The following is an 8,286-nucleotide window of genomic DNA, read 5'->3' on the forward strand; positions in this document are numbered from 1 at the left end:
GGGGAAATGATGCCTTCGTGCTCCATGCGTTCGATCAGTGTCGCGGCCTTGTTGTAGCCCACCGAAAGCCGGCGCTGAATGTAGGAGGTCGATGCCTTCTTGTCGGAGAGCACGATATTGACGGCCTTGTCGTAAAGCTCGTCGCCCGATCCGCCGAAGCCGCCGTCTTCGTCGATGCTGCCCTGGCCGTCATCGTCTTCGGCGGTTATCGATTCGAGATATTCGGGCGTACCCTGGCTCTTGAGATGGGCGACGATGTCCTCGACTTCGTTGTCGGCCACGAAGGCGCCATGGAGTCGCTTTATGCGCCCGCCACCGGCCATGTAGAGCATGTCGCCATTGCCAAGCAGCTGCTCGGCCCCCTGCTCGCCCAGGATGGTGCGCGAATCGATCTTGGAGGTCACCTGGAACGAGACGCGCGTGGGGAAGTTGGCCTTGATGGTGCCGGTGATCACGTCGACCGAGGGGCGTTGGGTCGCCATGATGATGTGGATGCCGGCGGCGCGCGCCATCTGGGCCAGCCGCTGGATCGTGCCTTCGATGTCCTTTCCCGCCACCATCATCAGGTCGGCCATTTCATCGACAATGACCACGATGAAGGGGAGCGGTTCGAGATCGAATTGTTCGCTCTCAAAGATCGCTTCGCCGGTTTCACGATCAAACCCGGTCTGAACGGTGCGCGTGAGCACTTCCCCCTTGGCGGCCGATTCGGCAACGCGGGCGTTGAACCCATCGATGTTGCGCACACCGATCTTGCTCATCTTCTTGTAGCGGTCCTCCATCTCGCGGACGGCCCATTTCAGCGCGACGACCGCCTTGGCGGGGTCGGTGACGACTGGGGTCAAAAGGTGTGGAATGCCGTCATAGACCGAGAGCTCGAGCATTTTGGGATCGATCATGATGAGCCGGCACTGTTCCGGGCTCATCTTGTAGAGCAGGGAGAGGATCATCGTGTTGATCCCGACCGATTTGCCCGAGCCGGTCGTGCCGGCAATGAGCAGATGGGGCATGCGCGCCAGATCGACGATGATGGGTTCGCCCCCGATGGTCTTTCCCAGGCAGATGGGAAGCTTGGCCTTGGCCTTGTCGAAATCGTTGGAGGCGAGCAGTTCGCGCAGGAATACGGTTTCGCGCGTCTTGTTGGGCAATTCGATGCCGATGGCGTTGCGGCCCGGCACCACGGCCACACGGGCCGAAATGGCGCTCATTGAGCGCGCAATGTCGTCGGCCAGCGAGATGACGCGGCTCGATTTGATGCCCGGCGCAGGTTCGAGTTCGTAGAGCGTGACAACCGGGCCAGGACGCACATTGATGATATCGCCCTTGACGCCAAAATCTTCCAGAACGCCTTCGAGGCGCTTGGCGTTGGCTTCGAGCGCTTCAGGATTGTGCTCCGGCAGGACCTGCGTCGAGCTGGGAGCAGCGAGCAGTTCGAGCGGCGGCAGTTCGAACCCGTCGGTTGGCAGAAATGACGCCTGGGCCTCGCGTATCTGGCGCGGGGAGGGGGCGGGACGGGGAGCCGGCGCCGCCACGCGGGCGCGTCCCCCCGAAGGTTGCTCGACGATCATGCGGGCAATGTCGTCAGCCTCGCGTCGAGGAGATGCTTCGGGCGCGTATGCGTCCTCATAATCGTCGTAGGCGCTTTCGTCCCAATCGCGAGGGGACTGGGGTTCAGGATCTGATTGTTGCCGATCAAATGGGATGGATTTGTCGAGCTGGGGTTCGAAATCATTGGTTTGCCAGTTGCGGGCCGGCATCTGGTCGGATGGCTTGCGGCGGAAAACCCGCTTTATCGCGGCCCGGGCACCATAGAGGGTATGGGCGAGAAAGCCGATCGCAATATCGAAAAGCCCGTTGGAATCGGGTGTGTCGTCAATTTCAGGCTCGGGCTCGGCGGCTTTCTTCCGGCGCGCAGTGGTCTTGGCCGGAACCGGCAAATCGCTCTCGAATGCGGGTCGCGACCGCGCAGAAAGCCAGACCAGACCAAGCGCGGGAATGCCAAGCAGGACCGCATAAAGAATGGCGCCCCAGCCCTGCGGCGCATCGCCGGCCAGGGTGATGAACAGATTGGTGAATCCGGTGCCCACAAACCCGCCCAGACCAAGCGGCAGGGGCCAGCTTTCCGGCGAAGGAAAGCAGGCAAACATGCCCGTTGCCAGCACCGTGCCCAGCAACCAGCCCGTCAGGCGCAGTCCGAGATAAGAGGGAACGATGCGACGGATCATCGACCAGGACCACAGCAGCGGCGGCAAAAGCAACAGCGGCGCGCCAAGCCCCAGAAGCTGAAAGCCGATATCGGCGATCGCCGCGCCGGCAAAGCCCAGCCAGTTTTCGACAGGTTTGTCGGTGGCATAGGAAAAGGACGGGTCATCGACCGACCAGGACGCGAGGGCCACGAGCGCCAGTGCACAGACCAGCGCGACCACGATACCGATGATTCGCACGGGGATGGTGATCGAAAGCACCGGGGTTGAGCGGTGGCTGTCGTCCAGATGCGGAGAAGGATGCAGGGTCATCGAGCGGCCGGTCGGTTTACGCAATACCATTTGGCGACAACCCTAGTCGTGCATGGTTAACCTTGGATTAGCGCATTGAGGTAATTTGACACCAAAACAAGGCCTCGCCGGGACGGGCGGGGCCAGCAGGCGCTGAAGAGGGGATGCAGCCCATATCATTTGCGAGTGGGAAGGCCTCTATGATGTGGGGTCAAGAGGGATATGGGCTGCATGCCGTCTTCAGCGGGCAAGGCCCAGGCCTGCGCCCGGACCTTGAGGTTCGATTACCGGAATTCGGGATAGGCTTCGACGCCGACTTCGGCCTTGTCGAGCCCCAGAACTTCGTCATCTTCCGTGGGCCGCAGGCCCATGGTGGCCTTGAGGATCAGCCACACGACGAAGCTGGCCACGAAGGTGAAGATGCCCACCACGATGATCGAGAGAAGCTGAACGCCAAGGTTCGCATCGGAGTTGGTGAAGATGACCGCGATGGTACCCCAGATGCCGGCCAGCAAATGGACCGGAATGGCGCCGACGACGTCGTCGATCTTGAGCCTGTCGAGGAGCGGGACCGCGAAGACGACGATGACGCCGCCGACTGCACCGATCAGCGAGGCAGTGCCCAGGCCTGGGGTCAGAGGCTCGGCGGTAACCGAAACCAGGCCGGCAAGAGCCCCGTTGAGCACGAAGGTCAGATCGACCTTCTTGTAGATGATTGCGGTGAGGATCAGAGCGGCAATCGCGCCGCCGGCAGCACCGGCATTGGTGTTTGCCATGATCCGGCCCACGTCGGCCACGTCGCCGACCGAGCCCATCGCCAGCTGGGATGCGCCGTTAAACCCGAACCAGCCCATCCAGAGGATGAAGGTGCCGAGCGTGGCCAGAGGCATGGACGACCCGGGCATCGCATTTACGGTGCCGTCGGGGTTGTACTTGCCGATGCGGGCACCAAGCAGGATGGCGCCGGCCAGGGCAGCCCAGCCGCCGACCGAGTGAACGACGGTCGAGCCGGCAAAATCGAGAAAGCCCATCGCATCGAGGAAGCCGCCGCCCCACTTCCAGGAAGCCTGGATCGGGTAGATCAGACCCGTCAGGACGACGGTGAAGATCAGGAACGGCAGGATCTTGATCCGTTCAGCCAGCGTGCCCGATACGATCGAGGCTGTGGTCGCGCAGAACATGACCTGGAAGAAGAAGTCCGAGCTGGTCGCGGCATACCCGAAATCGTCTGCACCATCGGCCGTGACACCGACAGCTTCGAGAATACCAATACCGAAGGCACCCAGATATCCGCCGGTATCATCGGAGCCGATGGTCCAGTTGCCGAGCGGATACATCAGGTTATAGCCGATGAGGTAGTAAAAGATCGCAGCGATCGCAAAGAGCGAAATGTTCTTCAAAAGCTGCATCGATACGTTCTTGGTGCGCACCAGACCGGCTTCGAGCATGGCAAAGCCGGCAGCCATCCACATCACCAGCACGCCGCCGAAGATCATCAGGAACGAATTGAGAATAAACACAACATCGGCCGAGACACCCTCGGACACGGTTTCGACCACTTCCTCGGCCGCCGCGGCGTCCTGCCCCAGTGCGGGCAGTGCAATGAGCAGGGAGGCTAGCGCCGCCGCACCCAGCAATTTGCTTGTCTTGAAATTCATGATTGTCCTTCTCCTAGTTGGACGCCAGGCTCTCAGAGGGCTTCCGTTCCGGTTTCACCGGTACGGATGCGGATGGCCTGTTCGAGATCGAGAATGAAAATCTTGCCGTCGCCGATACGACCCGTCTGCGCGGAGTCCTTGATGGCGCTGGCAACCGCGTCGATCTGAGCGGCGTCAACGGCGATCTCAACCTTGAGCTTGGGGAGGAAGTGAACGGCGTATTCAGTACCGCGGTAGATCTCGGAGTGACCCTTCTGACGTCCATACCCCTTGACCTCTGTTACGGTCATGCCGTGCACATCGAGCGAATTGAGGGCCTGACGGACCTCCTCGAGCCGCGATGGCTTAATAATGGCTATTAGCAGTTTCATGGGTGCTCCTTTCCGAATTCCGCACCTGACACGGGACACATGGACTCAAGAGCCGTGCCAACCTGCTTTTTTTCTGATTAAGCATTTGATTAATAAGGCATTTTTCCGTGGCCGATGATGGCGTCAAATTCCTGACACAATTCGGCATGCCTAAAAAATAGGCAAGTTTGGTTCGATCTTTTAACGAATGGTGAATTTAAATGCACGGATGCCGATAGCGGTGCGGCAATCGTTTCCTTGCGTCATGGGAACTGCAGACGCATGCTCGGACCAAACGATCGGGAGCATGCATCATGGCAGGCAGCAATCAGGTACAATCGTTCGACGTTCTGATTGTCGGCGGTGGGCCTGTTGGCCTTTCGCTGGGCATCGCATTGGCGCGATTTGTTCCCGGCATAAATGTGGGCCTGCTTGACCGGCGCGCCCTCACGGTGCCCAGGGATTCGCGGGCTTCGGCGATCGCGGCAGGCGTGCGGCATCTGTTCACGGCTATCGGGGTCTGGGATGGTATGGCTCAAGCGGCCAATCCGATCGCGGAAATGAAAATCACCGATTCGGGGCGTGCCGATATCAGCCGCCCCGTGCTTCTCGATTTTGTCGGCCCAGGGGCCCCGAGTGAACCCTTTGCGCACATGGTGCCCAATACAGCCAGTGCCGCCAGCCTCATCGCAGCGGCTCAGGACCTCGTGACCATTGTCGAGCCAGGTGCTGTTTCCGCTTTCAGTGCCGGGCCAGCGCATGGCCTGGTTACCCTCGACGATGGGCGAAGCCTCTCGGCAGGGTTGATCGTGGCCGCCGATGGCGGCAGGTCGATGCTGCGCGGCCTGGCTGGAATCAGGACGCTTTCCCATGACTATCGTCAGTCGGGGCTGGTAACGACGATCAGTCATGCCCAGCCGCATCATGATGTTGCCTATGAGCATTTCCGGCCCGCCGGCCCCTTTGCTTCGCTGCCTTTGGCGGGCAACCGGTCGTCATTGGTATGGACTGAAAAACCCGAGGCCGCGCAGGATCTTATGGCCATGTCGCCCGGTGATCTGGCGCATCGCATCGAATCGGCCATGGGCTCTGTTCTCGGACCGGTCGAAATCGTGGAAACCGTTCAAAGCTTTCCCCTGAACCTGGTTCTTGCTCATCGGCTCGCTGCCCCACGGCTGGCACTGGTGGGCGATGCGGCTCACGTGATCCATCCCCTCGCGGGGCAGGGGCTCAATCTGGGATTGCGCGATGTTGCGGTTCTCGCCGAGGTTCTGGTCGATGCCATCAGGCTGGGCCAAGATCCGGGATCGATGGCGGTGCTCGAGCGCTATGAGGGCCGACGGCGCACCGATACCGCGCTTATGGCGCTGGCGACGGATGGGCTCAACCGTCTTTTTTCCAACGATGTTGCGCCTGTCAGGGCTGTGCGTGATTTCGGCCTTTCGCTTGTCGATCGTATCGATCCGCTCAAGGATGGCTTCATGACCCAGGCGGCAGGTGCGTCTGGCGCCAAGCTGCTCAAGGGCATCGCGCTCTAGGTCTCGAACCTAGTTGTCGGGACCGGGACGGGTGCGCAGCGCTTCAGCTTCTTCTTCATCGATGCGCCGCGCGGCATCGATCACGAGCAATGGGACACCTTTGCGGATGGGAAAGGCGTAGCGGGCGACAATCGAGATCAGCTCCGTTCCGTCTGCAGAGAGGGTCAAACGTGTCTTGGTGACCGGACAAACCAGCATTTCGATAGTGCGGGGATCGACCCTGTAGCGTGGATTGCCCTCCGGTGACGGCGCGTCGTCGGATGTCATTGCAAGACGACACCCGACCGGGCCCGCGCCATTTCGATTTCCGCCAGGGCCATCAGGGTTTCCGCGCGTTCGACAAGGGTGCGCGCTTCGAGCAGGGCCTGCTTTTCGGGTGCACCATAGGGGCCGAGCATGGCAGCAAGATCGACCAGTTCGCCGGTCGCCATGTCCTCGATTTCATCCCAGTCGACCTCGATGTCGGAAAATTCGGCATGCGCCCGCAACACTTTAAGCAGGCGCGGGCGGTCCACGGCGTCTTCGCCCAGCTCGGGGGTAAAGTCTGCGGAAAATTGGGACGTGTCGATCCGGGCCTGCCGATACGGCGTCGCAGTGGTCAATTCCTCGATCGGCGCGAAGCGGCAAACACCTTCGAGAATTATGAAATAGCGGCCCTCGGCCTGTTCCTCAAAATGGGTGATGCGACCGATGCAGCCGACTTTTTCCAGCGGCACCGGCCCGCGCGGGGCTTCCTCGGCGCTATCGCGCGGCTGAATCAGGCCGATCATGCGGTTTCCCGCCAACGCATCATCGACCATCGCGACGAAGCGTGGTTCGAAAACGTTGAGCGGTCGGTGCGAGCCGGGCAGGAGCAGGGCGCGGCTCAAGGGAAAGAGCGCGAGCATGTCCGGCAGTTCCGATATAGAGGCCGGGCGGCGCATGGCATATCCTCTCTTGCTTGTGTCCTAAAGCCATTCCGGATCTAACGAAGATGGCCAGGTCCAATCTTGTTGCGCGTTTCGCCCTAGCGAAACAGGAGCGCGGACAACATGCGACGCCCCTTGAGCGTCGCAGGATCCTTAGGCCCCCAGGCTTCGAAAAATTCGAGCAGTTTCTTGCGCGCGCCATCGTCTTGCCATTCGCGATCGCGCTCCATGATGGCGATCAACGACTGCACAGCGGCAAGCCTGTCGCCCTTGGCGTTGCGAATCATCGCCACGTCGAAACGGGCCTGATGGTCATCGGGGTCGGCCGCAAGCGCTGCTTCGAGCTGGGTGGCATCGCCGAGCTTTTCGGCCTCCTGCTCAAGCGACATGGCCTTTTCCAGCGCGTCGGCGCCGGCGTGGCTCTTGTCCTCGGGCAGCATCGATAGCGTTTCGCGAGCGCCGTCGCGATCGCCGGTCCGGAACAGAACGGTAGCCACACCGACCAGCGCATCGAGATTGTCGGGAGCGTGGCGCAATACGGTAGCAAAAATCTGGTAGGCGCGCTCGAAATCTTCGGCCTCGAGTGCCGCCTGGGCCGCTTCCATGGCGGCTGCGATCTGGCTTTCTTCTTGCGACGGGCCTCCGATACCGGCCTTGGCCGCCATGTCGAGGAGCTTTTGAGCAAAGCGGGCGACTTCGCTTTCCGGTAGCGCACCCATAAAACCATCGGCCGGGCGACCGCCGACAAAGCCAAAGACCGCAGGGATCGACTGTACGCCCATCTGTCCGGCAAGGGCCTGGTTTTCGTCGACATTGATCTTGACGAGCGCGACCTTGCCGCCGAGAGATGTGACCACTTTCTCCAATGCGGGGGTCAGCTGCTTGCAGGGGCCGCACCAGGGCGCCCAGAAATCGACGAGGACCGGGCGCTGCATGGACGCCTCAAGCACGTCGGCCTGAAAGCGTGCCGTCGAGGATTCGATGATCAGCCCTTCGTGGGTCTGAGCCTGTGGTGCGTTGAGATTGAGGTCCATCGGGTGTTGCCTTTTCTGGCCCTTCGGTTGCGTGCCGATATTTGCGACGAGCCTTACACCAAGGTGGGCGCTGGTGCAAAAGCCCAAAGCGATCGCTGGTCTTGTGTCGCGTCATCGCCGTTGCGGTAAAGGGCAAAAATATGGGTTGCAATTGTCATTTCGGTTGGGCATATAGGCGCCCATCGCGGTGCCGCCAAGAGGCGGGCCGGGATTGGAGTGCGGGCGTAGCTCAGGGGTAGAGCATAACCTTGCCAAGGTTAGGGTCGTGAGTTCGAATCTCATCGCCCGCTCCAAAAATTCCAA

At 61.0% G+C, this 8,286-nt stretch carries 7 protein-coding genes and 1 tRNA gene; 2 read left to right on the forward strand and 6 right to left on the reverse strand.

Annotated features, from left to right (window positions below):
- From AACZ55_RS14525 to AACZ55_RS14535, 3 genes are all read right to left on the reverse strand, one after another.
- A partial coding sequence (locus tag AACZ55_RS14525) for a DNA translocase FtsK (protein ID WP_339647252.1) occupies positions 1–2,546 on the reverse strand: 2,546 nt, incomplete at its 3' end.
- A 233-nt stretch (positions 2,547–2,779) separates the two neighbouring features.
- The gene (locus AACZ55_RS14530; protein ID WP_338608417.1) at positions 2,780–4,153 is read right to left on the reverse strand and encodes an ammonium transporter; all 1,374 of its coding nucleotides are present in this window, start codon (positions 4,151–4,153) and stop codon (positions 2,780–2,782) included.
- Between the two features lie 32 nt (positions 4,154–4,185).
- Entirely contained in the window at positions 4,186–4,524 is a 339-nt protein-coding gene (locus AACZ55_RS14535) for a P-II family nitrogen regulator (protein ID WP_338608418.1), read from the reverse strand.
- Positions 4,525–4,817: 293 nt separating this feature from the next.
- Here AACZ55_RS14535 and AACZ55_RS14540 point away from each other — a divergent pair, with 293 nt between their 5' ends.
- A complete protein-coding gene (locus AACZ55_RS14540) occupies positions 4,818–6,041 on the forward strand; it encodes an FAD-dependent monooxygenase (RefSeq protein ID WP_339647256.1) in 1,224 nt (407 codons plus the stop codon).
- A 9-nt stretch (positions 6,042–6,050) separates the two neighbouring features.
- Here the strand turns inward: AACZ55_RS14540 and AACZ55_RS14545 are convergent, their stop codons facing one another.
- The 3 genes from AACZ55_RS14545 to AACZ55_RS14555 all read right to left on the reverse strand — a co-directional run bounded on the left by AACZ55_RS14545 (position 6,051) and on the right by AACZ55_RS14555 (position 7,983).
- Positions 6,051–6,308 carry a Trm112 family protein gene (locus AACZ55_RS14545; RefSeq protein ID WP_338608420.1) on the reverse strand — a complete coding sequence of 86 codons (258 nt, stop codon included), beginning with the start codon at positions 6,306–6,308 and terminating at the stop codon, positions 6,051–6,053.
- Entirely contained in the window at positions 6,305–6,964 is a 660-nt protein-coding gene (locus AACZ55_RS14550) for an LON peptidase substrate-binding domain-containing protein (RefSeq protein WP_339647259.1), read from the reverse strand. Before AACZ55_RS14550 ends, AACZ55_RS14545 begins: the two co-directional genes overlap by 4 nt.
- A gap of 83 nt (positions 6,965–7,047) precedes the next feature.
- Entirely contained in the window at positions 7,048–7,983 is a 936-nt protein-coding gene (locus AACZ55_RS14555; protein ID WP_339647261.1) for a co-chaperone YbbN, read from the reverse strand.
- 218 nt (positions 7,984–8,201) lie between these two features.
- Here AACZ55_RS14555 and AACZ55_RS14560 point away from each other — a divergent pair.
- Positions 8,202–8,276: transfer RNA gene (locus AACZ55_RS14560), tRNA-Gly, on the forward strand.
- The last annotated feature ends 10 nt before the right edge of the window (positions 8,277–8,286 follow it).

The sequence above is a fragment of the uncultured Pelagibacterium sp. genome (assembly GCF_963972885.1).
Lineage (GTDB): Bacteria > Pseudomonadota > Alphaproteobacteria > Rhizobiales > Devosiaceae > Pelagibacterium > Pelagibacterium nitratireducens.

What these genes read in the sequence shown, in the direction of transcription:
- AACZ55_RS14545 (WP_338608420.1), bottom strand. Translation starts at nt 6,308, where the DNA reads ATGACATCCGACGACGCGCCGTCACCGGAGGGCAATCCACGCTACAGG.
- AACZ55_RS14535 (WP_338608418.1), bottom strand. Translation starts at nt 4,524, where the DNA reads ATGAAACTGCTAATAGCCATTATTAAGCCATCGCGGCTCGAGGAGGTC.
- AACZ55_RS14555 (WP_339647261.1), bottom strand. Translation starts at nt 7,983, where the DNA reads ATGGACCTCAATCTCAACGCACCACAGGCTCAGACCCACGAAGGGCTG.
- AACZ55_RS14550 (WP_339647259.1), bottom strand. Translation starts at nt 6,964, where the DNA reads ATGCGCCGCCCGGCCTCTATATCGGAACTGCCGGACATGCTCGCGCTC.
- AACZ55_RS14540 (WP_339647256.1), top strand. Translation starts at nt 4,818, where the DNA reads ATGGCAGGCAGCAATCAGGTACAATCGTTCGACGTTCTGATTGTCGGC.
- AACZ55_RS14530 (WP_338608417.1), bottom strand. Translation starts at nt 4,153, where the DNA reads ATGAATTTCAAGACAAGCAAATTGCTGGGTGCGGCGGCGCTAGCCTCC.